This is a genomic window from Halomonas sp. WWR20 (assembly GCF_054602495.1).
Genome location: NZ_JBTRHR010000008.1, coordinates 23194 through 49245, shown reverse-complemented (window position 1 = coordinate 49245; position 26052 = coordinate 23194). Strand labels below are relative to the sequence as shown.

Sequence of the window (26052 nt, the reverse complement as noted above, 5' to 3'; positions counted from 1 at the left end):
GGGACGCGGCGCTCGAATGCAGCGCCGCTTTCGCATCAGGCCGGACCTAGGCTGCCTCCGCCTTGCGATTCAGTGTCTCCAGCAATTGTTCCACTGTCGCGAAGCGTGCCTCCTCGTTGTCCATGTCGGCTTCGAAACGCAGGGTGTCGGCGCCCTCGAGCTTGTAGCGTGCGGGATTCTGTTGGATCAGGGTCACCAGTGTCATCGGATCGACGGCGGGGCTGGCACCGAAGATTACGCGGCCACGTTCGGGGCCGGCTTCCAGGCGCACGATACCTAGTCGTGTGGCGCGCTGGCGCAACAGGGCCTGGCGAAACAGCGTCTTGACCGGGGCGGGCAGCAGGCCGAAGCGGTCAACCATTTCCACTTGTAGCTCCCTGAGGTCGTTCTGATTCTCGGCGTTGCTGACGCGCTTGTACATGATCAGACGCTGCTGTACGTCGTGCAGGTAATCGTCGGGGATCAACGCCGGTAGATTAAGGCTGACTTCTACGCCTTCATCGAGCGGAGCTTCGATATTCGGTGTCTTGCCGGCGCGAATCGCCTTGACCGCACGATCGAGCATCTGCATGTACAGGCTGTAGCCGATGGTTTCCATCTGACCGCTCTGTTCGTCGCCCAACAGCTCGCCGGCACCACGGATTTCCATGTCATGGCTGGCGAGGGTGAAACCTGCCCCGAGATCTTCGGCCTGGCCGATCGCCTCGAGACGCTTGATGGCATCACGGGTCATGGCCTTGGGAGGCGGCGTCAGCAGGTAGGCGTAAGCCTGGTGGTGGCTGCGCCCGACACGCCCACGCAACTGATGAAGCTGGGCCAGGCCGAACTTGTCGGCGCGCTCGATGATGATGGTATTGGCGCTGGGGACGTCGATTCCGGTCTCGATGATGGTCGAGCATACCAGCACATTGAAGCGCTTGTGGTAGAAGTCCGACATGATTCGCTCGAGAGAGCGCTCCGGCAGCTGGCCATGCGCCACCGCCACGCGGGCCTCGGGTACCATTTCGCGCACCGTCTCCGCCGTCGCCTCGATGGTCTTGACCTCGTTATGCAGGAAATATACCTGCCCGCCACGCAGGATCTCGCGCAGGATGGCTTCCTTGACCACCGGTTCGTTGCGCTGCTGGACGAATGTCTTCACCGACAGACGCCGGGCCGGCGGGGTAGCGATGATCGACAGGTCACGAATGCCGCTCATGGCCATGTTCAAGGTGCGGGGTATCGGAGTGGCGGTCAGCGTGAGGATGTCGACCTCGGCGCGCAGGCTCTTCAGGCGCTCCTTCTGCGCCACGCCGAAGCGGTGCTCCTCATCGATGATCAACAGCCCCATGTTGGGGAACTTCATCTGCTTGCTGAGCAGCTTGTGCGTGCCGATGACGATGTCGGCGCGTCCTTCTTCGATGCGTTTCAGGCTATCGGCCTGGCCCTTGCCACCGGTGAAGCGCGAGATTAGCTCGATCTGCACCGCGGTGTCGGCAAAGCGATCACGAAAATTATCGTAATGCTGCTGGGCGAGCAGGGTGGTGGGCACCAGTACCACGACCTGGCGGTTCGAATTGACGGCCAGGAAGGCGGCACGCATCGCCACTTCGGTCTTGCCGAAGCCCACGTCGCCGCAGACGACGCGGTCCATGGGACGCGGCGCCGTCATGTCGCCGATGACCGCATGAATGGCGGCACGCTGGTCAGGCGTTTCCTCAAAGGGGAAGCTGGCGGCGAAACGTGCATATTCCTCGCCGGGATCGTCGCAGGCGAAACCTTCGCGGGCTTCGCGGCGCGCGTAGACATCGAGCAACTCGGCCGCAGTGTCGCGAATCTTCTCGGCGGCCTTCTTCTTGGCCTTGTCCCACGTGTCCGAGCCCAGCTTATGCAGCGGGGCGAGCTCGTCGCTGGCCCCGGCATAACGCGAGATCAGTTGCAGGTTGTCCACCGGGACGTAGAGCTTGGCGCCATTGGCGTATTCCAGCGCGACGAATTCGGCCGCCTGACCGCCGGCCTCCAGTTTTTCCAAGCCCTGGTAGCGGCCCACTCCATGAGTCTGATGGACGACAGGCGCACCGGGGCGTAATTCGGAGAGGTGACGCACCGCCAGCGCATTGTCATCCGTGGCTTTTTCGCGGCGGCGGGTCTGTCGCACGACATCGCCGTAGAGTTCGGTCTCGGTGATGATCGTCAGGGCGGGGTCGTTCAGCCACAGACCATCGTCCAGGCCACCCTGCGTAAGCGCCAGCCGTGCGCCTTCGTCGAGAAAGGCTTGCCAGTTCTCGACATAGGGCAGAGTCAGGTGCAGTGGAGCCAGCATCTCCTCGAGCGCTTCACGCCGGCCGCGGGATTCGGCAACGAATAAGACGCGCAGCTCGGCATGGGCCTGCAGGAACTCCTCGAGCCGCGCCAGAGGTTGTTGTGTGCGGGCGTTGATGGCCACGGTCGGCGGTGGCTGGGTGGCCAGTCTCTGGGCGTGCGGATGGTGCTCGTCGTCAACCAGTTCCACCCGGGGATGGCGCTTGATGGCAGCAAAGACTTCGGCGACCGGCACGAACGCTCGTGCTGGGGGGAGCAACGGACGGGTCGGATCGACGCCGAGGTTCTCGAATCGGCTTTCTATTGCGGCCCAGTGATGCTCGGCGGCGGCATGTACGTCGGGAAGCAATGCGACTTGCGTGCCCTCCGCCAGGTATTCGAAAAGCGTGGCCGTTTCTTCGAAAAATAGTGGCAGATACTGTTCCAGCCCCGGGGAGGGGATGCCTTTCAATGCATCCACGTAGAGGGGGGATTGGCGAGGATCGACATCGAATAACGTCTCGAAGCCTTCACGAAAGCAGGCAATGGACGAGCGTGACAGCGAATATTCGTGCGCTGGCAGCAGCTCGACACGCCCGATCTTGTCTGCCGAGCGCTGGGTGTCAGGGTCGAAGCGACGCAGAGTGTCGATCTCGTCATCGAACAGGTCGATGCGCAGCGGCGTGTCGCTACCCATGGGAAAAAGATCGATCAGTGCACCACGCAGGGCATATTCGCCAGGTTCGTAGACAGTCTCCACAGACCGGTAGCCGGCACGCGAGAGTCGCTCGCGGAAACCCTCGCGGTCCAGTGTCATACCGGTCTCGAGCGTCAATACCCGCCCGGCAATGTAGGCGGTGGGCGGTAGACGCTGCATCAGGGTGTTGGCCGGTACCAGCACGATCCCGCTGACGCCTTCCTGCAGCTGGCGCAGGGTGCGTAGCCGAGCCGAGACGATATCCTGGTGGGGTGAAAAGCTGTCGTAAGGCAGCGTTTCCCAGTCGGGAAACGGCAATACCGGCACCTTGGAAAAGAAGCTCAAGGCGCTTTCCAGGCGCTGGGCACTGGCCGTGTCCGGTGTGATCACCAGCAATGGCGCGTCATCGGCCAGGCGAGCGAGGGCCAAGGCCGTGGCGCTGCCTTGGGGTTGGTGCCAGTACGTCGTCTTGCGTGTATCTTGCGGACGTGGTGGTTCAAGCGGCGAGAAGTGCGTCATGAGCTTATCGTTAACCGTAAAATGCCGTTGATGATAGCAAGCCGGCCGTGACCGGGGACAGAGGCATCGGGGGGGCGAGTTGTTTTCCTGGGAGAAAAAAGCGCGATCTATTGACTATACGGCCGATTCAAATGGCATGGTTCTGGACTGTCACGATAGATGGTTTGTGGGCTTGGAGTAAGTATCGTGAGTTTTATTGAGAGTTTTGTAAGTGCGTGCGTGAGAGCCGATGCGGTACTAATAAAGCAGTTTTTTATATGCCGAAATGGTACGCAGGCCTTTGCATGCAGGCGGGCGGTTTTGCTTGCTTATGGTGGGCCGAATAGGAACGAAAAGATAAAAATTGCACATTGGGAAAAGCAGTTGTTTCTAGTACTTCTTAATAAAAACGTATGCCGAAACATGCCCTTGTAGGGCCGGGTAGGGTGTGTGACATTGCCTGTTTTTCGTTTGTAGTCAAGCCCCGTTTTGTGTAGTGACGCTACAGCAAGTGCGACCATACAAGCATTGCGACAACGCGCAATGCCTGCAAATAATACCGCCACTTAAGTCAACCAATTCCCGAACCGTGAAGAGGCCCTCCGTGAGTCAAGAAAAGCTCGACACCTATTTTCAGGAATGGCAGGACAATGAGGCGCTCGCCGAAGAAATGATTCCGCTGCTGGGCCAGCTGTACCGCAAGTACAATGTCGTCCCCTCCCTATATGGTCGCTCACTCATCAATCGTTCTGTTATTCGCATCCTCAAGAATCATCGCTATGTGCTTAAGGTCGAGGGCACGGAATTAACGGTTCGTGATACTTATCCCATGGTCAAGGCCATGATCGAGCTCGACCTGGGGCCGGCCCATGTCGATATCGGCAAGCTGGGTGTCGCCTTCAAGAATTCCGGCAGTGACGACGTCAAAGGATTCCTCAGAGAGCAGCTGTCCGAAATTGTCGGACAGCATGAAGAGGCCGGTATGGGCGGCTCTCCCAAGGATGTGGTGCTGTACGGTTTCGGGCGTATCGGCCGATTGCTGGCGCGCATCCTGATCGAGAAGGCCGGAGGCGGTAATCTGTTGCGGTTGCGTGCCATTGTGGTGCGTGGCAGTGGCGATGATCTGGAGAAGCGCGCCAGCCTGCTACGGCGCGATTCCATCCATGGTCCCTTTTCGGGCAGCATAAGGGTCGACCATGAAAACAACGCCATCATCGCCAATGGCAATTTCATCCAGGTGATTTATGCCAACGCTCCCGGTGAAGTCGACTACACCGCTTACGGGATCGACAATGCTCTCGTCGTCGATAATACCGGCAAGTGGCGCGACGAGGAGGGATTGGCCCAACATCTCGAGTCGAAGGGCGTCTCGAAAGTATTGTTGACGGCGCCGGGCAAGGGCAGCCTCAAGAATGTGGTTTACGGGATCAACCACCACGATCTCGACGAGGGCGATCGCATCGTATCGGCCGCTTCGTGCACCACCAACGCCATCGTACCGGTTCTCAAGGCGATCAATGACGAATTCGGGATCGTTCATGGACATGTCGAAACGGTGCATTCCTATACCAATGACCAAAACCTGATCGACAACTACCATAAGGGCGATCGTCGTGGACGTAGCGCGCCGCTGAACATGGTATTGACCGAAACGGGGGCGGCCAAGGCGGCGACCAAGGCACTACCCGAGCTCTCCGGGAAGCTCACCGGTAACGCCATTCGCGTGCCGACGCCCAATGTGTCGATGGCGATTCTCAACCTCTCGCTCGAAAAGAAGGCCGGCCGGGACGGGTTGAATGAGTACTTGCGCGAAATGGCGCTGCACTCGACCATGCAGAAACAGATCGATTATGTCGATTCGCCGGAGGTGGTGTCGTCTGACTTCGTAGGTAACCGCCATGCGGGAATTGTCGATGCCAAGGCCACCCTGGCCAACGACAATCAGGTGGTGCTCTACGTATGGTATGACAACGAGTTCGGTTATAGCTGCCAGGTAGTGCGTATCCTGCAATACATGTCCAACGTTCACTTCCGCTATCTGCCCGCCGGGCGCGGCTAGTTTCCCTTCCTGATGCGTCTACCCCGGCCCCGGGGTAGACGGCCTCGGTATTCCATCGCCAACCTCCCTCCGCGGTCAGGTGGTCTTTCGACCTGCGTCTCTTTATAATGGATGCGATTTTTCAACGTGATCCGTTTGGCCGCGGGTCGCAGACGCAACCTTCTGATAAGAAAAGAATTCGGTTACCGTGACGCCAGCCGAGAGCGCGTACGAAGTTAACGTTGCGTGTGAGCGGTACTGCCGTCCGTCGAAGATCCTTTCCTTGTGAAAATCAGATCCAATTACTGGGCGAGACTATGATCGAAGTCAAACGAGGCCTGGATCTCCCCATCGCCGGGGCGCCCGAGCAGCGTATCTATGATGCGCCGCCCGTGCGCCATGTGGCGATTCTGGGGCCTGACTATGTTGGTATGAAGCCGACCATGGAGGTCCGGGAGGGAGATAAGGTACAGCTGGGCCAGCTATTGTTCACCGACAAGAAAACGCCTGGGGTACGCTTTACTGCGCCGGGTGCCGGTGAAGTGGTCGCTATCAATCGCGGCGAGAAACGCGTGCTGATGTCGGTCGTCATCAAGCTCGACGATCAGGAAGATGCGGTGGCATTCACGGCTCATGACGCCGCTGCCCTGGCCGGACTGGAGCGTCGCACTGTTGTCGACCAACTGGTCGAGTCGGGCTTATGGACTGCGCTACGCACGCGGCCCTTTTCCCGCACGCCATCACCCGATGCGGTTCCCGCCGATATTTTCGTGACGGCGATCGATACGCAGCCATTGTCCGCCGATCCGGCGATTATCATTGCCGAGGAGCCCGAAGCGTTTGACAATGGGCTTAAAGTGCTCAAGCAACTCACGCCGGGTAAGGTGTTTCTCTGTCAGGCACCGGATGCGCAGCTTCCCGGCGGCGATATCGACGGTGTTCAGGTCGAGACTTTCAAGGGGCTGCACCCGGCCGGCTTGCCCGGGACGCATATTCATTTCCTATCCCCCGTCAGCCTGAAAAAGCAGGTTTGGTATGTCGGATACCAGGACGTGATCACCATCGGCAAGCTGTTCGTCGAGGGGCGCCTGGACATGCGTCGTGTCGTCGCCGTCGGTGGCCCGCGGGCCCAGAAACCTCGCCTGCTGCGGACTCGAGTGGGTGCCAGCAGCGATGAGCTGCTCGACGGTGAAGTTGTACAACCCGAGGAAACCCGGGTCATTTCAGGCTCGGTGTTCGGCGGCACGACGGCGGAAGGGGCACGGCGTTTTTTGGGGCGTTTCCATCAGCAGTTCAGCCTGATCGAGGAAAGCAACAAGCGGGCCTTTATGGGATGGCTATCCCCCGGGCGGAACCGGCATTCGGTAATGGGAATCTACATTTCTCAGTTCCTCGGACTGCCCAGCTATGCGCCCGATACATCGACCAATGGCTCCGAGCGTGCCATGGTGCCGATCGGGTCTTATGAGAAGGTCATGCCACTCGATATTCTGCCTACGCAGCTGTTGCGTTCGCTTATCGTCGGCGATATCGAGTCCGCCATGCAGCTTGGCTGCCTGGAACTGGATGAAGAGGATCTGGCGTTATGTACCTACGTCTGCCCGGGTAAGTACGAGTACGGCCCCATCCTGCGCGACAATCTCACCATGATCGAGAAAGAGGCCTGACGATGGGTATTCGCAAGACGCTCGACAATCTCGAGCCACACTTCCATAAGGGAGGCAAGTACGAGAAGTATTACGCGCTGTACGAAGCCGTTGATACTATCTTCTACTCGCCACCCGATGTGACCAACGGCACCGCGCATATACGTGACGGTATCGATCTGAAGCGCATCATGATCACGGTGTGGCTGTGTACCTTCCCGGCGATGTTCTTCGGCATGTATAACGCTGGCCTGCAGGCCAATATTGCCGTCGAGAACGGCTATGGCGTTCTCGGTGGCTGGCGTGAGGCGATCACCATGGCGCTCGCCGGTAGCCATGATCCGGGAAGCCTCTGGGCCAATTTCGTGCTGGGTGCGACATATTTTCTGCCGATTTACCTGGTCACCTTCGTGGTGGGCGGTTTTTGGGAAGTGCTGTTTGCCGTCAAGCGCGGCCATGAGGTCAACGAAGGATTCTTCGTAACCTCGATCCTGTTCGCGTTGATCCTGCCACCGACTGTACCGCTATGGCAGGTTGCCTTGGGTATTACCTTCGGCGTGGTTATCGGCAAGGAAGTTTTTGGCGGAACCGGCAAGAACTTCCTCAATCCCGCATTGACCGGTCGTGCCTTTCTGTACTTTGCCTATCCGGCCGCGATGTCGGGAGATTCGGTGTGGGTTGCCGCCGATGGTTATACCGGTGCTACTGCGCTTTCGGTAGCCGCTCAGGATGGCTTGGTGGCGTTGCATGACCAGTACGATTGGATGGAAGCTTTCCTGGGCTTCTTGCCCGGTTCGATCGGTGAAGTCTCCACTCTGGCGATCCTGATCGGCGCGGCAGTATTGCTGCTGACGCGGGTGGCTTCGTGGCGAATCATGCTGGGCGTGTTCCTCGGCATGGTGGGCATGACATTGATTCTGAATTTTGCAGGATCCCCAACCAACCCGATGTTCGAGTTGCCGTGGTACTGGCATCTGGTGCTGGGCGGTTTTGCCTTCGGTATGGTATTCATGGCGACCGACCCGGTGTCTGCGTCGATGACCAATCCTGGCAAATTGATTTTCGGGGCGCTGATCGGGGTCATGACGGTACTGATTCGTGTCGTCAATCCGGCGTTTCCGGAAGGCATCATGTTGGCGATCCTGTTTGCCAACCTGTTCGCACCGCTGATCGACCACTTCTTCGTGCAGGCCAATATCAAGCGGCGCATGAAACGTGACGCGACGCATGCCAACGTGACTGAGGAGGCTGCCTGATGGCGAGTAACAACTCCGTCAAGAAAACGCTGGGGGTGGCTCTGGCGTTGTGCATCATCTGTTCCGTGGTGGTTTCCACGGCGGCGGTAGTGTTGCGCCCGGTACAGCAGCAGAACCAGGAGCTCGATCGCAAGAGCAATATCCTGCAGGTCGCACAGCTGTATCATCCCGACGCCAGTGTCGACGAACAGTTCGAGGAGCAGATCACCTCGCGGGTGGTCAATCTGGAGACGGGCGAGTATTCCGACAACCTCGATCCCGACACCTACAACCAGTTCGATGCGGCCAAGGATCCTGCCACTTCACGTTCGCTTTCCGGCAACGATCCGGCCGGAATCGGGCGTCAGGAGAAGTTTGCCACCGTCTATCTGGTGGGCAACCCCGATCAGCCTGAACAGATCATCCTGCCAGTGCGTGGTCAGGGCCTTTGGGGATTGATGCAGGGCTTTATCGCGCTGCAAGGGGACGGCAACACCGTGGTGGGACTGTCTTTCTACGATCAGTCCGAAACGCCTGGGCTGGGAGGGGAGGTCGATAACCCTCGCTGGAAAGCTCAGTGGGAAGGCAAGAAGATCTACGCTGACAGTGATATGCAGCCCGAGATCGTACTGGTGAAGGGGGGCGCGAACAGCGAGTATGAGGCTGATGCGCTTTCCGGTGCCTCACTGACCAGTCGGGGGGTGACCAACCTGCTGCAGTTCTGGCTGAGTGAGAACGGCTTCGCCGAATATCTCGCCCGGTTTCGCGACAACACACAAGGAGGAGCGTAAGCATGGCTGCCGATACTCCCAAAAGCGTCGTATTCTCGCCGGTTTTCAAGAACAACCCGATCGCCTTGCAGGTGCTGGGTATCTGTTCTGCGTTGGCCGTCACCAACTCGATGAGCGTGTCTCTGGTCATGGGACTTGCCGTTATCGCGGTCACGGCATTTTCGAGCATGTTCGTGTCGCTGATTCGTAACCATATCCCCTCGGCGATTCGTATCATCGTGCAGATGACCATCATCGCCTCGCTGGTGATCGTCGTCGACCAGGTGCTCAAGGCCTATGCCTACGAAATGTCGAAGCAGCTGTCGGTGTTCGTCGGGCTGATCATCACCAACTGCATCGTCATGGGGCGTGCCGAAGCCTATGCCATGCAGAATGGCCCGGTGATGAGCTTTCTGGATGGTGTGGGCAATGGCCTGGGGTATGCCGTCATCCTGCTGTTCGTGGGCTTCGTTCGCGAGCTGCTGGGGTCGGGCAGCGTCTTCGGCATCACTCTGCTGCCGGCCGTCCAGAACGGCGGGTGGTATGTGCCTAACGGTCTGATGCTGCTGCCGCCGTCGGCATTCTTTGTGATCGGGCTGCTGATCTGGATCCTGCGCTCCTTCAACCCCGATCAGGTCGAGAAAACCGAGTACCGGATCGTCGCTAACAGCAAAACCAAGATCAAGGAGACCGTGTAATGCTTGAACATTATATGAGCCTGTTCATTCAGGCGGTCTTTGTCGAAAATATGGCGTTGGCTTTCTTCCTGGGGATGTGTACTTTCCTGGCGGTATCCAAGAAGGTGGCGTCGGCAATCGGCCTGGGGATCGCGGTGGTAGCGGTGCTGACGATTACCGTGCCGGTCAACAACCTGATCCTGAACTACCTGCTGGACGAAGGGGCTCTGACCTGGACGGGGCTCGAGGGCGCCGAGAATATCGACCTGTCGTTCCTCGGCCTGCTGAGCTACATCGGTGTCATCGCGGCGATCGTGCAGATTCTCGAGATGTTCCTCGATAAATTCGTGCCGGCACTCTATAACGCGCTTGGCGTATACCTGCCCTTGATCACGGTGAATTGCGCGATTCTCGGGGCTTCGCTGTTCATGGTGCAGCGGGATTACGCCTTCGGCGAGTCGGTGGTCTACGGCGCCGGCTGTGGTCTGGGCTGGGCACTGGCCATCACGGCACTCGCGGGAATTCGCGAAAAGCTCAAGTACAGCGATGTACCGGCAGGGCTTCAGGGGCTGGGCATCACCTTTATCACCGTCGGACTGATGTCGCTGGGCTTCATGTCCTTCTCCGGCGTTCAGCTGTAAGGCTCTTGATGCTAAGCCAACAACGGCAATAGGAAACCGACATGGTCGATTCATCCATCATTATTCTCGGCGTCGTCATGTTCACCGTGGTCGTGCTCGGCCTGGTACTGGTGATACTGGCGGCCCGCAGCCGGCTCGTGAGCAGCGGTGACGTCTCCATCGAGATCAATGGCGATCCCGACAGCACCCTGACGACGCAAGCCGGCGGTAAGCTGCTGCAGACTCTGGCTGCCAATGGCATCTTCCTGTCCTCCGCCTGTGGCGGCGGCGGATCATGCGCGCAGTGTAAATGCCGTGTCTCGGAGGGTGGTGGCTCCATTCTGCCCACCGAGGAGTCCCACTTCACCATGCGCGAAAAGAAGGAGGGCTGGCGCCTTTCCTGTCAGGTGCCGGTGAAGCAGGACATGAAGATTGAGGTACCCGAAGAAGTCTTCGGGGTCAAGAAATGGGAGTGTGAGGTCGTTTCCAACCCGAATGTGGCGACCTTCATCAAGGAGTTCACGTTGCGTCTGCCCGAAGGCGAGAATGTGGCTTTCCGTGCAGGCGGCTATATGCAACTCGAGGCGCCTCCTTACGATATCAAGTTTTCCGACTTCGATATCGATGAAGAATATCGCGGCGATTGGGAAAAATTCGACCTGTTCAAGATTTCCCACAAATCGGATGAAGAAGTGATCCGTGCCTACTCGATGGCCAACTATCCTGAAGAGAGGGGCATCCTCAAGTTCAACATCCGTATTGCGACGCCACCGCCCAATACTGACTATCCGCCGGGATTGATGTCGACCTACGTCTTCTCGCTGAAACCGGGCGACAAGGTGACGGTTTATGGACCCTTCGGTGAGTTCTTCGCCAAGGAAACCGAGGCTGAGATGATCTTCATCGGCGGCGGCGCGGGCATGGCACCGATGCGTAGCCATATCTTCGATCAGCTCAAGCGACTCAATTCTCAGCGCAAGATATCGTTCTGGTATGGTGCGCGCTCCTTGCGCGAGTCGTTCTATAACGAAGAGTTCGACCAGTTGGCGCAGGAGAATGAGAACTTCGAGTGGCACCTGGCGCTATCGGATGCGCAGCCCGAAGACAACTGGGAAGGCCCGACCGGCTTCATTCACAACGTGCTGTATGAACGCTACCTCAAGGACCATCCGGCTCCCGAGGATTGTGAGTACTACATGTGTGGGCCGCCCATGATGAACGCATCGGTCATCAAGATGCTGACGGACATGGGGGTCGAACCCGAGAATATCATGCTGGATGATTTCGGCGGATGATCGGTCGTTCAATAAGGCAACTCTCAGGGCTGGCCCATCTTGGGCTGGCCCTGTTGCTGTGTATGCTGCTGGCAGGATGTCAGAAGCAGCCGCAGGCCTACCGTTTCGAGGGGCCGGTTTTCGGCACGGGCTTTCATGTTACGCTTTATGGCTCGTACGACCAGGAGCGTATCGATGCACTTGAGGCGTCGATTCTCGCCGCGCTTAACGAAGTCGATGGTTTAATGTCGACCTACAAGCGGGACTCCGAGCTTTCCCGCTTCAATCGGAGTGCAGTCAATGTGCCTTTTAAGCTCTCCCCACCTACCGCTGATGTGATTAATGAGTCGATCGCCATCGGTGAAATGTCCGGTGGGGCATTCGACGTGACGGTGGGCGCTGCGGTGAATCTCTGGGGATTCGGGCCGGATATGCGCCCCGAGACGATACCCAGCGACGAAGAGGTCGCTCAGGCACTGGCAACAGTGAACTTTCGGGCTCTGCAGCTCGAGGGCAATACGCTGACCAAGACCCAACCGGTCTATGTCGATCTATCGGGCATTGCCAAGGGCTATGGAGTCGATCGTGTCGCGCAGCGCCTCGATGCCGAAGGCGTGACGTCCTATCTGGTCGAAATTGGTGGCGAAATCCGTACGCGCGGGGAAAAACCGGGCGGTGAAGCATGGCGTATCGCTGTGGAAAAGCCCGTATCGAACGAGCGGGCCGTGCAACGTATCGTCGAGCTTAGCGATGCGGCGGTGGCCACTTCGGGTGATTATCGCAACTATTATGAACGTGATGGGCAGCGTTTCTCGCATACCGTCGATCCGCGTACCGGCCGGCCCGTCACGCATCGTTTGGCATCGGTCACGATCATTGCCGAGCGTTGTTCGACGGCGGATGCGCTGGCAACCGCGATTACCGTGCTGGGGCCGGAGGCTGGCATGAAATTGGCAGAGCGTGAGAATATTGCCGCCTATTTTATTGTCAAAACCGATGAAGGTTTTGAAACTCGCGTAAGTCGCGCTTTTCGTCCGTACCTTCAGGACGCTAGCGAAGGAGGGGCAACATGACAATTTGGTTCTTGGCGTTGGGTCTGATGCTGTTATTGGTTGCGGCGATGGCCATCGGTGTCATCGTGGGACGTAAGCCCATCGCCGGCTCCTGCGGTGGCTTGAATCAACTGGGGCTCAAGCAGGGGTGCGACATCTGTGGCGGAAAGGATGAAGTATGCGAGGAAGAGAGCCGTAAGCGTCGTCTCGAAAATCGCCGCCGTGACGACGAGAATCGCGGTGCCGACCTGGGGTATGACGCTACCCGCCGCTGAGATAAGCCTACAAGCTTGGCACAGGCTCAATACAAGCGGAATGAAAGGAGCAAGCGAACCTAATGGCTGTATATAACTACGATGTAGTGGTGATCGGTACCGGTCCGGCGGGAGAGAGTGCCGCCATCAATGCGGCCAAGCATGGCAGGCGTGTGGCGATCGTGGAGAAGCAGGCATCAGTCGGGGGGAATACCACCCATTGGGGGACCATTCCCTCCAAGGCCTTGCGCCAGCAGGTCAAGCAGATTATCCAATTCAACACCAACCGCATGTTCCGTGATATTGGCGAGCCGCGCTGGTTTTCCTTTCCCCGGGTGCTCGAACGCTCACGCGTGACTATCGACCAGCAGGTCGAGATGCGCACCAAGTTCTACTCGCGCAACCGCATCGACCTGTTTTTTGGCGTGGCACGCTTCAAGGATGAGCATACCGTCGTCGTGCGGGACAATCATGAGGGTGTCGAGGAGCTTTGTGCCCAGAAAATCGTAGTTGCCACGGGTTCGCGTCCCTATCGTCCGGCTGACGTGAATTTTCGTCACCCCCGCATCTATTGCTCGGATACCATATTGGGGCTATCGCATACGCCACGTACGTTGATCATTTACGGGGCGGGTGTTATCGGCTCCGAATACGCCTCCATCTTTTCCGGCCTCGGCGTCAAGGTAGACCTGATCGATACTCGTGATCGTCTGCTGTCGTTTCTCGACGACGAGATCAGTGATGCATTGTCCTATCATCTACGCAACAACGGTGTACTGATCCGTCATAACGAGGAGTACGAGAAGATCGAGGGTGACGAGTCGGGTGTCGTAGTCTCTCTCAAGTCGGGAAAACGCCTGCGTGCCGACGCTTTTCTCTGGGCCAATGGGCGCACCGGCAATACCGACAGCCTGGGGCTCGAGAACGTGGGCCTGGAGGCGAACGGACGGGGTCAGCTACTGGTCGATGAGCACTACCGGACCGCCATTTCGCACATCTATGCGGTGGGCGATGTTATCGGCTGGCCGAGTCTCGCCAGTGCCGCTTATGATCAGGGGCGTAATGCCAGTGCCGATCTGCTCGAGGAGGACTTTCGCTTCGTCGATGATATTCCTACGGGTATTTATACCATCCCCGAGATCAGCTCCGTGGGCAAGACCGAACGCGAGTTGACCGAGGCCAAGGTGCCCTACGAAGTCGCGCAGGCGTTCTTCAAGGATACCGCACGTGCCCAGATCACCGGGGATACCGTGGGTATGCTGAAGATCCTCTTCCATCGCGAGACCCTCGAAATACTCGGTATTCACTGTTTCGGCGATCAGGCTTCCGAAATCATCCATATCGGCCAGGCGATCATGCAACAGAAGGGCGAGGCGAATACGCTCAAGTACTTTATTAATACGACCTTCAATTACCCGACCATGGCCGAAGCCTATCGTGTCGCGACACAAAATGGCCTCAACCGGCTATTCTGAAGGGAAGTGGAAAACCGATAGGAAGAGTCGTGCCTGAGAAATAATGTACCTTCAAGGGAGGCTGGGATGCGCAAGGAGCAAGGTCAAGACAAGGATCTGACCATTACGCTAGGGCACGATGAAATCGTGATTCATCATCGCTACGAGGTGCTGAGTATCGCCAACGACGTGCTGATCGGCATCTGGTTCGTCATCGGGAGTATCTGCTTCTTCTTCAAGGGATCGGTACAGGAGATTGGCGTCTGGCTCTTCCTGCTGGGCAGCGTACAGCTGTTGATTCGCCCAATGATTCGACTGCACCGCCTGATTCAGATGAAGAACCTGCCTTCCAGCAGTTCCGATTTCTAAGCGGTCCCGGCCCAGATGGGCCGGGACATGGATCTCAGCGGTCGCGATAACGTTTGGTCAGATCACCGTAGGCATCGATACGGCGGTCACGCAAGTAAGGCCATAGACGCCTCACTTTTTCGCTTCGACGCATGTCGAGTTCGACGAATAGCCGGTCACTGTCGTCAGTGCCTGCATGCGCCAACAGCTCACCCTGGGCGCCACAGATGAAGCTGCCGCCCCAGAAGTGAATGCCTTCGCTGACTCGGCTGGGGTCCTCCTCGAAACCGACACGGTTGGCGACGAGCACCGGCAGACCGTTAGCGACGCCATGCGAGCGCTGAATCAGCGTCCAGGCGTCCTTCTGCCGAGCTTTCTCAGGCGTGTCATCGGGCGGATGCCAGCCGATGGCGGTGGGATAGAGCAGCAGCTCGGCGCCGGCCAGCGCCATCAGGCGTGCGGCTTCCGGATACCACTGGTCCCAGCAGACCAGTACACCCAGGCGACCTACCGAGGTGTCGATGGGTTCGAAGCCCTGGGTGGCATCGGCCTCGCCCGGGGTAAAGTAGAATTTCTCATAGAAGCCCGGATCGTCGGGGATATGCATCTTGCGGTAGGCGCCGACACGCCCCTTGGCGCGATCGAGCACCACGGCGGTATTGTGATACACACCCGCAGCACGCCGCTCGAAAATCGAGCCGACGATGACGATATCCAGCTCTTCCGCCAGACTTGCCAGGCGCTGGGTGGTCGGGCCGTCCAACGGCTCGGCGAGATCGAAGACATCGACGTCTTCGGTCTGACAGAAATATTGGGTCGCGTGCAGTTCCTGAAGCAGCACCAGCTCGGCGCCCTTGGCGGCAAGCTCGCGAATGCCGGCTTCGCTTTCAGCAAGGCTTCTGGCCTTGTCGGGCCAGGCCTGCTGCTGTACCAGTCCGACCTTGAGGGTATCCGTCATGTCACTTGTCCTCATTGACGAAAGAAGAGGCGAGGGAGTCGGAGAGCGAGCCTCGCGGTAACTGCATGGTAAGGCAGTGCAAGCTGCCATGTTGACGAATCACGCTACGACAGTCGAGGGGCACGATATCGTAGCCGGGAAAGGCCTCGGCGAGTCTCGAAAGCGCCTGGGTGTCGGTACCGTCGCCATAAATCGGGACCAATACGGCGCCGTTGATAATCAGGAAATTGGCATAGGTGGCCGGTAACCGGTGACCATCATCCGGATCGAAGCAGGGCTTCGGCCAGGGCAGTGGAATCAGACGATAGGGCGCTCCATTGACCTGGCGCAGGGCTTTTAGTTCATGCTCCATGGCCGCCAGGGCGGGGTAATGTGCATCCCGTTCATCATCGCAGCGGACATAGGCAATGGTCTGCGGGTCGCAGAATCGCGCCAGAGTATCGATATGACTGTCGGTATCGTCGCCTTCGAGGTGGCCGTGTTTAAGCCACAGAAAACGTTGAATGCCGAAGTCCTCTTTCAGTTGGGCCTCGATGGCCTGGCGGTCCAGCGTCGGATTGCGATTGGGGTTGAGCAGGCAGGCCTCGGTAACCAGCAGCGTACCCTCACCGTCAGTCTCGATAGCGCCGCCTTCCAGCACCAGTTCGCGTGGCTCCAGCGTAGCCTTGAAGATGCCCTCCCTGGCGAGGCGTTGATTCAAGGCATTGTCGCGTGAGGCCTCGAACTTGCCGCCCCAGCCGGTAAAGACATAATCGAGAAGCACGATGACACCGTTGCGCTCGATGCCGATCGGCCCATGATCGCGCGTCCAGGTATCGTCCGCCGGCACTTCTATCAGCAACAGGCGCGCCGGATCCACGCCCAGATGGGTAAAACGCTCCATCAGACGTTGTCGCGTGGCGGCATCGGGCACGCTGACCAGCACGCGCTGGTAGCGGCTGATAATGATGACCAGTGTCTCAAGTGTCGCTTCGATGCGCTCGAGCGTCGAAGCCCAATCGCTTTCGGGCGTGGGCCAAGTCAGTTGAATCGCATCCTGCGGATGCCATTCGGGAAGCAGGCGTTGGGTCATTGTGGTCTCCATGCGGCCGGCGGCATTGTAGTGCCAGGCGCGCGGGATGCAAGCGCTTAATACAGGCTTTTGTCGTTGTCACAAGTTCCGTTGGGTTTGAGCGGTGCAGGCGGATATAAAAAGCCGTACCATGGGGCGCTTGTCGACAAGGAATTGCCCTCGATGCTGGATCGTATACCCTTTCTGATTGGCCTGCGCTATGTGCGGGCAAAGCGACGCAACCATTTCATCTCCTTCATTTCCCTGACCTCCATGCTGGGCCTGACGCTCGGCGTGGCGGTATTGATTCTGGTACTCTCGGTCATGAATGGCTTCGATCACGAGCTGCGCACCCGCGTGCTGGGCATGGTGCCGCATACGCGCATCGAGGCGCCGGGAGGGTTAACCGACTGGCCGCGGTTGGCGGAGCGATTGAAGCAGCACGAACATGTTATCGGCGCGGCTCCTTACGTGCAGCAACAGGGCATGCTGACCATGTCCGGGCGCAGCGAGGGTGCGCTGGTCAATGGTATCAACCCCGAGTACGAGCGCGATGTTTCGATCATCGATGAACACATGCAAAGCGGCAGTCTCGACGAGTTGGCGCCGGGCGATTGGAATATCGTGCTCGGCGAACTCCTGGCGCGCAATCTCGGTGTCGGGGTCGGGGATCGCGTCACCTTGTTGGTGCCCGAGGCCTCAATCACGCCGGCGGGCGTGTTCCCACGCCTTAAGCGCTTTACGGTCAGCGGAATTTTCAAAGTCGGCGCCGAGCTCGATGCCAATCTAGCCTATGCCAACATCCAGGACATGCAGACCCTGGCGCGACTGGGCGATGCGGTCGAGGGCTTGCGTCTGGAACTGGACGATCTGTTTCAGGCACATACCGTGACTCGCGACATCGTCAATGAGCTGGGCATGGGATATCGTGGCATCGACTGGACTTACACCCAGGGCAACCTATTCCAAGCGATCCAGATGGAAAAACGCATGATCGGGCTGCTGTTGATGGTTATCGTCGCCGTCGCGGCGTTCAATATCGTCTCGACCCTGGTCATGGTAGTCACCGACAAGCATGCCGATATCGCTATCCTGCGTACCATCGGCGCCACGCCGGGCTCGATCATGGGCATTTTCATCGTGCAAGGACTGGCAATAGGCATTATTGGCATTCTAATGGGCGTTATCCTGGGCATCATCCTGGCGCTGACGGTGGCCGACCTGATTGGCTGGTTCGAGGCGTTGACGGGTTTGCAGTTCCTGGACCCCAGTGTCTATTTCATCAGCTACCTACCGTCGCGGCTGGAGTGGAGCGATGTGAGCGTCATCGTCACCTCGGCTTTCGTGCTGACATTTCTATCCACCCTGTACCCGGCCTGGCGTGCGGCTCGCATCCAGCCAGCCGAAGTATTGCGTTATGAGTGAGGGCGTCGCGATGACCGCAACCAGTGACATCATGCTGCAATGCCGGGGGCTGACCCGCATCTATCGCGAAGGCCCCCAGGATCTGACCGTATTGCACGATCTGGACCTCGAAGTGCGCGCGGGAGAGCGGGTGGCCGTGGTGGGCAGCTCCGGTTCCGGCAAGACCACACTGCTGAATTTGCTGGGCGGGCTCGATCATCCCAGTGCCGGCAGCGTGCACATCGCCGGGCAGTCCCTGTCAGGGCTGAACGATGCGGATCTGGGGCGCTTTCGTAACCGCAACATCGGGTTCGTATACCAGTTTCATCACCTGCTGGCCGAATTCACGGCGTTGGAGAACTCGGCGCTGCCGCTGATGATTCGCGGCCAGTCACGCAAGGTTGCCGAGGCGAGGGCACGCGAGATTCTCGAGCGGGTCGGCATGGCGGACCGGGGCGCGCACAAGCCGGGCGAGCTTTCCGGCGGAGAGCGCCAGCGCGTCGCCATCGCTCGTGCGCTGGTCACCGACCCGAGTCTGATGCTGATGGACGAACCCACCGGCAACCTCGATCAGGCGACTGCCAGCCATATTCTGGCATTGATGGATGAGTTGGCTGCGGCCAGTGCCTGCGCGTTCGTCGTGGTGACCCACGATCCGGCGTTGGCGGCTCATCAGGATCGGGTGCTCAAGCTGGACCAGGGGCGGCTGTCCCCCGCCTGAGTTCCGATCAGGAAAGGGGGGACGGACGGCGCTTGCGAGGACGCCGCCGCCAGCTGCGCGCCACATGCCAGCGCCACAGCAGGCGAATGAGCATATTGCTGACAAGCGCCACGACGATGGCGACGACCAACGAGCCCAACATCAGTGGCGGCATGATTTCGGCCATGCGTTCGGCGACCCATTGTGTGGATAGCCGCTCCGGCATGTGCCGGGCCGGCGTATTCAGCAGCCAGGTGCCGATCCGGTAATTGCAGTAAAAGATCACCGGCATGGTCAGGGGGTTGGTCAGCCACACCAGACTGACGGCAATTGGCAGGTTGCAACGCAGCAGCCAGGCGCCGCTCGCGGCGAGCACCATCTGGAAGGGAAGCGGCAGCAGGGCACAGAACAGCCCGACCATAAAAGCGTTGCCGACAGTGCGTCGTGACAGGACCCATAGGGACGGGTTGCCGATCAAATGCCGCATGAAGCGCAGAGATTTTCTGCGCTGCAGCGATTCGGGGTGAGGCATGTAGCGCTGGAGCAGTCGGCGAGGCATGGACCCGTTCGCTTCATGGTGGTCGGGCCATTATCCATACAAGCGCGGATGACTGCTATGGCTGTCATCCGCGTCGAGACTCCGCTTGTCGTCGTGGAACTCGATTGTCTGTCAAGGGCGGGTAGGCGGCCCCGGCTGGGAGAGCAAGCAGATGCGCATGGGCTGGGCCTGTCCAATGGCTATCGCTGCCATCGCCGGCAGTGTTCTCGGGCGTTGGGCGGGATTCGACTGGCATGAGGTGGAGGTGGGACTCGCCGCCGCGGCCCAGGTATGGGCGCTGGCGTTATGCCTGTCGCTGGCCTGGCGCCGCCCGCGTGTGGCAACGGCACTAGTGGTGTTTGCCGTGTGCGCCGCGCAGGTGCTGGCCGAGCGCAGTGCGGTATTGCCCCTGGGACTGTCGCGCCAGGACGTTGCCTTGCAGGGCCGGCTTCTCGAGGTGGATGTCCAGGACGCCCTGGTTCGTCTGCGCTTGTCGGTGGAAAGCTGCTCTCCGCTCGAGGCTTTATTGCCGGCGTGTAGTCGCCTCGGGCAGGTCCGCCTTTCCTGGTATGACGGACCCGCCTTGCAGGTGGGCGAGCGCTGGGCGTTGACTGCCCGGCTGCGGCCGCCGACCGGCTTCGCCAATGCGCATACCTTTGATTATCAGGCCTGGCTGTGGCGCGAGGGGGTGCATGCCACCGGCTATGTTCGCGCTTCGCCCGCCCCTCGCCGGCTGACACCGGCTCCCTCCACCTGGCGCCATTCGGCATTGGCGTATCTCGATGCCAAGGATCTGCCGCCTCTTGCCGGGCGCTGGCTGGCGGCGCTGACGCTGGGGGCGTCGGAGCGGCTGACGCGGGACGATTGGGACCTGTTCAATGCCACCGGCACCACCCATCTCATGGTCATTTCCGGGTTGCACATTGGCTTGGTGGCGGCATTGATGCTTTGGTTGAGCCGGCGGATGGCACGCCTGTTGGCGCCAGGCAGTTGGCGGCTGGCGACATGGCCCTGGTGGCTGGCAGGCATGTCGGCGGCAGCCTACGCCTGGCTGGCGGGGCTCGATCCTCCTGCGATGCGGGCAATGCTGATGACGCTGGTGGGACTCTGGGTCGCCAGCGGTCGTCATGCTCCAGGGGCCTGGCAAGCCTGGTGGCTAGCGCTGGGATGCGTAGTGGTCGTGGATCCTTTGGCGCCTTGGCGTCCGGGGTTCTGGTTGTCCTTCATGGCCGTGGCGGTATTGATCCTGGCTTGGGACGGACGTGAGCGCCCCAAGGGGCCCAAAGGCTGGTTATGGGCCTTATGCAGGACGCAGCTGCTGTTGGCTCCGCTCATGGCGGCGGCCGTGCTGCTGGCCTTCGGGCGTTTGGCGCCGGTCGCCCCGCTCGTCAACCTTATGGTGGTGCCACTGGTCAGCAGCGTGATGGTGCCTCTGGGATTGTTGGGGTGGGGACTGGCCTGGCTAGCACCGCTGTCGATGGCCTGCTGGTGGCTGTTTGCCTGGCTGGCCGCTTTCGTGCATGGCGTGTTGGTGTGGTCTGCGGCGCTGTTGCCGGCTTGGTCGCCTGATGCCTGGCAGCTCATGCCCTTGACGCTGGGGCTGGGGAGCCTCGGGCTGCTATGGAGCCTGCCGGGGTTGACGAATGGCCTGCGAATCTGGGGCAGCGTGAGCCTGACGCTTCTATTGTGGGTCGTCGAGCCGCCCGTGCCGAATGCGGGAAGCGTCGAGATGATCGTGCATGACGTGGGCCAAGGGCAACTGATAGAGCTGCGCAGCGCCCACTATCGTCTGCTGTTCGATACCGGACCACGCTTCGGCTCGGGATTTATGGTGCTGGATAGTTTGTGGGCCTCGCCGCAGGACTTTGACGACGTGATCGTCAGCCACGGGGATCAGGATCATGCCGGGGGCATCGGGGCGCTTGTCGAGCATCACCATGTGGGGCAGTGGTGGGCGCCGCGCAGGGAGGCGCTCGAGGTGAAGTTTACCCCCTGCGAGGCGGGCGTGCATTGGCGTCGCGATGGTATCGAGTATCGCTTTCTATCTCCCCAGGCAGGCGATACGGCCTTGTCGAGTAATGACGGTTCCTGCGTGTTGCTGGTGGACGCCGGCAACGAGCGGGCCTTGATTACCGGCGATGCCGGCACGGCGATCGAAGCTCGGCTGGTAAAACAGCTCAGCGGACCATTGAGTGTGCTGGTGGCAGGGCATCACGGTAGTCGTACCAGTTCCTCGGTAAGCTTCGTTAAGGCCATGGCGCCCGTAAACGTGGTCTTCAGCGCTGGGCGTGACAATCGATACGGCCATCCGCATGCTGAGGTCGTGCGCCGCTTTCGTGCCGCACATGCCTGTCTCTGGGACACGGCCTATGATGGAGCGCTGCGGTTTACGCTGGGTCAGTCAAACTCCGCTCCGAAGGCACGAAGGCCGCCATCCGGTGTCGAAGGCCGATGCGTTGGGGTAGAATCCCGCGGTTGAAGCCCTTGCATGCCCACTGACGGAGTGCGAGGTGGCCCATGCAAGGCGATAACATTGAACCTGGAGGAAGGCCGTGCTCGATTTCCTGATGACCGGCGGCATCCTGACACTGCCGCTGCTGGGCTGTTCGCTGGTGGCGGTGGCCATCATCATCGAACGGTTATGGACACTGCGCGCCAGACGTATCGCGCCGCAGGGGTTGGGGCAGCAGGTATGCGAACTGATTCAACAGGGGCAGGTCAACCTGTATTGGCTGGAAAGCCAGTCGCCGCTGGGGGCAGTGCTTGCGGCCGGGTTGCGCAATGCGCGGCTGGGAAACGAGCAGGTGCGCGCCCGGCTTCAAGAATCCGCCACCGCGGTAATTCATGACATGGAGCGTTTCTTGAGTCCGTTGGGCACGATTGCCGCCATAGCACCGTTGCTGGGACTCCTGGGCACGGTAGTCGGCATGATTGATGTGTTCTCGGTAATCGTGCAAGCGGGAGGTGCGGAACGTACCGCTGAGCTTGCCGGTGGCATTTCACAGGCACTGGTGACGACGGCGGCAGGGTTGAGCGTAGCGATCCCGGCATTGATGTTTCACCGCTATTTTCAGCGTCGGGTCGAGGACATTACCGTGCGTATGGAGGAGCAAGCCGGACAGGTCGTCGAATTCCTGGCCCATCACCATGGAGACCTGACGCTGGCGGAACGGCATGGAGGTCGGGAGTCGGCATCATGAGGTTTCCCCGCAGGCAGCGCGAGCCGGTGGAGGTCAATCTGACGCCGTTGATCGACGTCGTCTTCCTGCTGTTGATCTTCTTCATGGTTTCCACCACCTTCGAAACACGCCAAGCGCTTGAGCTGGAGCTGCCGCAGGCCTCCCAGGGGGCCTCGGCATCAACGCCCGAGCCGCTGGTACTGACGATCGATGCCGAGGGTGACTATCGCCTCGACGACGAGCCGTTGGCATCGCAAGCCGCCCTCCGCGAGGCGCTGGCGCCACACGCCGATCTGGCGCGAGAGCGGGGGCTGGTAATTGCCGCCGATGGCCGCGCTGCGCATGCCGACGTCGTGGCGGCGCTGGATGCGGCGGCGGCACTCGGCATTCAGCATGTTCGCATCAGTACCCGGCAGGGTAACGAGACACCCGCGCAAGTGGAGACACCGTGAGTCAAGCATCCAGCTGGTCCCTTTATCGCCGTTTGCTCGGCTACGTGAAGCCGCATTGGAAATCTTTTGCCGCCGCCGTCGTCGGCTATGGGATTTATGCAGCGTCGAGCACCGCGCTGGCGGAAATGATGAAGCGGCTGATAGACGGTATTCAGAATCCCGATGCCGCATTTCGTCTGTTCCTTCCCCTGTTTGTCATTGGCATGTTTACCGCCCGCGGGGTGGGCACGTTCCTCGGCACCTATTGCATGAGCAACGTAGCGCGCAACGTAGTTCACGCGCTGCGTTGCAACGTGTTCGATCACATGCTGCATCTGCCGGGAAAATTCTTCGATGCCCACTCCAGCGGGCATCTGATCTCGCGGGTAACCTATCACGTGGAGCAGGTGACGGGTGCCGCAACCAAGGCGATCACCATCGTGCTGCGCGAAGGCCTGTTCGTGCTGGGGTTGATTTCATATCTGTTATGGACCAACTGGTTGTTGACGCTAGTGTTCCTGGCGGTCACGCCATTGATCGGCGCGGTGGTCAGTGTCGCCAGTAAGCGCTTTCGGCGTATTTCCCGGCGTATCCAGAACTCCATGGGCGATGTGACGCATGTCGCGTCCGAGGCGCTGTCGGGCTACCGGGTGGTGCGGACCCATGGCGCCGAGGAGTATGAACAGCGTCGCTTCGCCAAGGCCAGCAACAGTAACCGCGAGCAGAGCATGAAGGAGGCGTTGACCAAGGCCGTCAGTACTCCGGTGATTCAGCTGCTGGTAGCCGTGGCGCTGGCCGGATTGGTGTGGCTGGCCATGGCGCCGGAGCTGATGGCCGACATGACGGCGGGTGAGTTCGTGGCGTTTATCACTGCGGCCTCGCTGATGGCCAAGCCGATCAAGCAGCTCACCGAAATCAACGGCGAAATTCAGAAAGGACTGGCCGCATCCCAGGAACTGTTCGGGCTGCTTGAAGAGCCTCAGGAAGCCGATAACGGGCATGTCGTATCCGAGCGGCTAAAAGGCCAAGTACGCTTTGAGGGAGTGCATTTTGCCTATGGGCCTGATCAGCCGGAAGTGCTCAAGGGGATCGACCTGGAGGTGGCACCCGGCGAAATGATCGCCATCGTAGGACGTTCGGGTAGCGGTAAGTCGACCCTGATGGGGATGCTGCCGCGCTTCTACCACGCTACGGCGGGGCGGGTGCTGATCGACGGAGTGGCGCTCGACGACTATCGGCTCTCGCCGCTACGCCAGCAGATCGCTCTGGTTTCGCAGCAAGTCACTCTGTTCAATACCACTATCGGGCAGAATATCGCTTACGGTGTGCCTGACGCCAGGCATGAGGATGTCGAGGCGGCGGCCCGCTCGGCCTATGCTCATGAATTCATCGAGCGCTTGCCTCAAGGTTACGACACATTGATTGGCGATAATGGCGTGATGCTCTCCGGAGGCCAGCGACAGCGTCTGGCCATTGCCCGGGCGATTTTCAAGGATGCGCCGATATTGATCCTCGACGAGGCGACTTCGGCGTTGGATACCGAATCGGAACGCTACATCCAGAAAGCTCTGGAGAAAGTGTGCCGCGACCGTACCACCTTCGTGATCGCGCACCGTCTGTCCACCATCGAGCGCGCCGATCGCATCGTAGTCCTGGACCAGGGGCAGCTCATCGAAAGTGGCTCGCATGCCGAGCTGCTGGCTCGAGACGGTGCCTATGCAGCCCTTTATCAACTGCAATTCCAGGAGCAGGCATGAGCCGGCTGACCGAGGCATGGTACACGGATGCGTCGTGGCTCAAGCTGTTAAGGCCGCTTGAAAGTCTTTACCGGCAGGCTGTCGCGGTGCGCCGTTGCCACTACCGGCGCAATAGCGCGAAAGTATGGAAGGCACCGGTGCCGGTGATCGTGGTGGGCAACATCACCGTAGGCGGCACGGGGAAATCTCCCTTGGTGGCCTGGTTGAGCCGCTGGCTGGTCGAGCAGGGCTGGCGACCGGGTATCGTGTCGCGAGGGTACGGAGGGCACGCACCGCGCTATCCGTTATATGTGGATCCCACCACGCCGGTGGCGCAGGCGGGTGACGAGCCGGTCATGTTGGCCCAGCAGACGGGGGTGCCGGTCGCCGTCGATCCCGATCGACCTCGAGCGGCACGCAAACTGGTGGCGGCGGGCTGCGACATCCTGCTCTCCGATGACGGCCTTCAACACCTGGCGCTGGGCCGGGATATCGAATTGGTGGTGGTGGATGGCGCACGTGGCGTTGGCAATGGGCGCTGCCTGCCTGCCGGACCTCTGCGGGAGCCGCTGTCGCGGCTGGCGGAGGTGGATGCCGTTATGAGCAACGGCGGCCGGCTGGCGTTTTCCCTGGGGGAGACGCCGGGGTTCGGCATGCAACTGGCACCGCTACATTGGCGGCATTTGATCGACGGCGTGTGCTATCCGGTATCCGCAAGGCCTTTCGGCGGACGCGTGCATGCCCTGGCGGGGATCGGTCATCCCCAGCGCTTCTTTGCGACACTGGATGCGCTGGGGGTGGAACATGAGCCGTGGCCACTGGCGGATCATCACCGCTTCAATGCGGAAGACCTCAAGTTCGCTGATAACCTGCCGGTGGTAATGACGGCAAAGGATGCCGTGAAATGCCTGCATTTCGCCAATGAGCGCTGCTGGGCACTGGATATTGAGGCCCAACCCGATCAAGCCTTTATCGATTGGCTGCGCAAACGACTCGATACATTCAAATGAGGTAGGCAATGGACATGGACAAGGAACTGCTGGCGATGCTGGTCTGCCCTCGCTGTCAGGGCAAGCTCAAGTACGACCGTGAGCGTGGCGAACTGAAGTGTCTGTATGACGGGCTGGCGTACCCCGTGCAGGACGATATTCCGGTAATGCTGGAAAGCGAGGCGCGGATCATGGATGCCGACGAAAAGCTGGGTTCGTGAAC

General features: G+C 59.8%; 23 protein-coding genes. 19 read left to right on the top strand and 4 right to left on the bottom strand.

Translation table 11 applies throughout. The annotated features are described in order from the left end of the window. Positions 1-46: 46 nt before the first annotated feature. A complete protein-coding gene (gene mfd, locus ACW4DH_RS15160) occupies positions 47-3496 on the bottom strand; it encodes a transcription-repair coupling factor (protein WP_459637241.1) in 3450 nt (1149 codons plus the stop codon). 583 nt (positions 3497-4079) lie between these two features. Between mfd and ACW4DH_RS15155 the strand changes: the two genes are divergently transcribed. From ACW4DH_RS15155 to ACW4DH_RS15105, 11 genes are all read left to right on the top strand, one after another. Further along, positions 4080-5534 (top strand): glyceraldehyde-3-phosphate dehydrogenase, encoded by a 1455-nt coding sequence (locus ACW4DH_RS15155; protein WP_459637240.1) that lies wholly within the window; start codon positions 4080-4082, stop codon positions 5532-5534. 296 nt (positions 5535-5830) lie between these two features. After that, positions 5831-7180: a Na(+)-translocating NADH-quinone reductase subunit A gene (locus ACW4DH_RS15150; RefSeq protein WP_459637239.1), complete on the top strand. Its 1350-nt coding sequence runs from the start codon at positions 5831-5833 to the stop codon at positions 7178-7180. Positions 7181-7182: 2 nt separating this feature from the next. Then, entirely contained in the window at positions 7183-8415 is a 1233-nt protein-coding gene (locus ACW4DH_RS15145) for an NADH:ubiquinone reductase (Na(+)-transporting) subunit B (protein WP_459637238.1), read from the top strand. Next, entirely contained in the window at positions 8412-9185 is a 774-nt protein-coding gene (locus ACW4DH_RS15140) for a Na(+)-translocating NADH-quinone reductase subunit C (protein ID WP_459637345.1), read from the top strand. The genes ACW4DH_RS15145 and ACW4DH_RS15140 overlap by 4 nt, the downstream gene beginning before the upstream one ends. A gap of 2 nt (positions 9186-9187) precedes the next feature. Then, entirely contained in the window at positions 9188-9862 is a 675-nt protein-coding gene (locus ACW4DH_RS15135; protein WP_459637237.1) for an NADH:ubiquinone reductase (Na(+)-transporting) subunit D, read from the top strand. After that, entirely contained in the window at positions 9862-10482 is a 621-nt protein-coding gene (nqrE, locus tag ACW4DH_RS15130; protein ID WP_459637236.1) for an NADH:ubiquinone reductase (Na(+)-transporting) subunit E, read from the top strand. Before ACW4DH_RS15135 ends, nqrE begins: the two co-directional genes overlap by 1 nt. A gap of 41 nt (positions 10483-10523) precedes the next feature. After that, entirely contained in the window at positions 10524-11756 is a 1233-nt protein-coding gene (gene nqrF, locus ACW4DH_RS15125) for an NADH:ubiquinone reductase (Na(+)-transporting) subunit F (protein ID WP_459637235.1), read from the top strand. After that, entirely contained in the window at positions 11753-12808 is a 1056-nt protein-coding gene (locus ACW4DH_RS15120; RefSeq protein WP_459637234.1) for an FAD:protein FMN transferase, read from the top strand. Before nqrF ends, ACW4DH_RS15120 begins: the two co-directional genes overlap by 4 nt. Then, positions 12805-13062, top strand: a complete 258-nt coding sequence (gene nqrM, locus ACW4DH_RS15115; protein ID WP_459637233.1) for a (Na+)-NQR maturation NqrM — start codon at positions 12805-12807, stop codon at positions 13060-13062. The genes ACW4DH_RS15120 and nqrM overlap by 4 nt, the downstream gene beginning before the upstream one ends. Positions 13063-13124: 62 nt before the next feature. Further along, on the top strand, positions 13125-14516 hold the full coding sequence (sthA, locus tag ACW4DH_RS15110) for a Si-specific NAD(P)(+) transhydrogenase (protein WP_459637232.1): 1392 nt from the start codon (positions 13125-13127) through the stop codon (positions 14514-14516). A 66-nt stretch (positions 14517-14582) separates the two neighbouring features. Further along, positions 14583-14864 (top strand): YrhK family protein, encoded by a 282-nt coding sequence (locus tag ACW4DH_RS15105; protein ID WP_459637231.1) that lies wholly within the window; start codon positions 14583-14585, stop codon positions 14862-14864. 34 nt (positions 14865-14898) lie between these two features. Here ACW4DH_RS15105 and ACW4DH_RS15100 read toward each other — a convergent pair whose 3' ends face one another. Together ACW4DH_RS15100 and ACW4DH_RS15095 are read right to left on the bottom strand one after the other, a co-directional pair. Beyond that, positions 14899-15801, bottom strand: a complete 903-nt coding sequence (locus tag ACW4DH_RS15100) for a carbon-nitrogen hydrolase (RefSeq protein ID WP_459637230.1) — start codon at positions 15799-15801, stop codon at positions 14899-14901. Between the two features lies 1 nt (position 15802). Further along, positions 15803-16873 (bottom strand): agmatine deiminase family protein, encoded by a 1071-nt coding sequence (locus tag ACW4DH_RS15095; RefSeq protein WP_459637229.1) that lies wholly within the window; start codon positions 16871-16873, stop codon positions 15803-15805. Between the two features lie 162 nt (positions 16874-17035). Between ACW4DH_RS15095 and ACW4DH_RS15090 the strand changes: the two genes are divergently transcribed. Then, on the top strand, positions 17036-18277 hold the full coding sequence (locus tag ACW4DH_RS15090) for a lipoprotein-releasing ABC transporter permease subunit (protein ID WP_459637228.1): 1242 nt from the start codon (positions 17036-17038) through the stop codon (positions 18275-18277). 10 nt (positions 18278-18287) lie between these two features. Continuing rightward, the gene (locus tag ACW4DH_RS15085; protein ID WP_459637227.1) at positions 18288-18977 is read left to right on the top strand and encodes an ABC transporter ATP-binding protein; all 690 of its coding nucleotides are present in this window, start codon (positions 18288-18290) and stop codon (positions 18975-18977) included. A 7-nt stretch (positions 18978-18984) separates the two neighbouring features. Here the strand turns inward: ACW4DH_RS15085 and ACW4DH_RS15080 are convergent, their stop codons facing one another. Next, positions 18985-19515 carry a DUF2062 domain-containing protein gene (locus ACW4DH_RS15080; protein WP_459637226.1) on the bottom strand — a complete coding sequence of 177 codons (531 nt, stop codon included), beginning with the start codon at positions 19513-19515 and terminating at the stop codon, positions 18985-18987. Positions 19516-19600: 85 nt separating this feature from the next. Here ACW4DH_RS15080 and ACW4DH_RS15075 point away from each other — a divergent pair, with 85 nt between their 5' ends. The 6 genes from ACW4DH_RS15075 (at position 19601) to ACW4DH_RS15050 (ending at position 26050) form a co-directional block, all read left to right on the top strand. Beyond that, positions 19601-21973 (top strand): DNA internalization-related competence protein ComEC/Rec2, encoded by a 2373-nt coding sequence (locus ACW4DH_RS15075; RefSeq protein WP_459637225.1) that lies wholly within the window; start codon positions 19601-19603, stop codon positions 21971-21973. 73 nt (positions 21974-22046) lie between these two features. After that, the gene (locus ACW4DH_RS15070; RefSeq protein WP_459637224.1) at positions 22047-22694 is read left to right on the top strand and encodes a MotA/TolQ/ExbB proton channel family protein; all 648 of its coding nucleotides are present in this window, start codon (positions 22047-22049) and stop codon (positions 22692-22694) included. After that, entirely contained in the window at positions 22691-23125 is a 435-nt protein-coding gene (locus tag ACW4DH_RS15065; protein ID WP_459637223.1) for an ExbD/TolR family protein, read from the top strand. The genes ACW4DH_RS15070 and ACW4DH_RS15065 overlap by 4 nt, the downstream gene beginning before the upstream one ends. Then, complete coding sequence (gene msbA / locus ACW4DH_RS15060; RefSeq protein ID WP_459637222.1) at positions 23122-24861, top strand: lipid A export permease/ATP-binding protein MsbA; 1740 nt, start codon at positions 23122-23124, stop codon at positions 24859-24861. The genes ACW4DH_RS15065 and msbA overlap by 4 nt, the downstream gene beginning before the upstream one ends. After that, a complete protein-coding gene (gene lpxK, locus ACW4DH_RS15055) occupies positions 24858-25850 on the top strand; it encodes a tetraacyldisaccharide 4'-kinase (RefSeq protein WP_459637221.1) in 993 nt (330 codons plus the stop codon). The genes msbA and lpxK overlap by 4 nt, the downstream gene beginning before the upstream one ends. A 14-nt stretch (positions 25851-25864) precedes the next feature. Further along, positions 25865-26050 (top strand): Trm112 family protein, encoded by a 186-nt coding sequence (locus ACW4DH_RS15050; protein WP_459637220.1) that lies wholly within the window; start codon positions 25865-25867, stop codon positions 26048-26050. Positions 26051-26052: the final 2 nt, after the last annotated feature.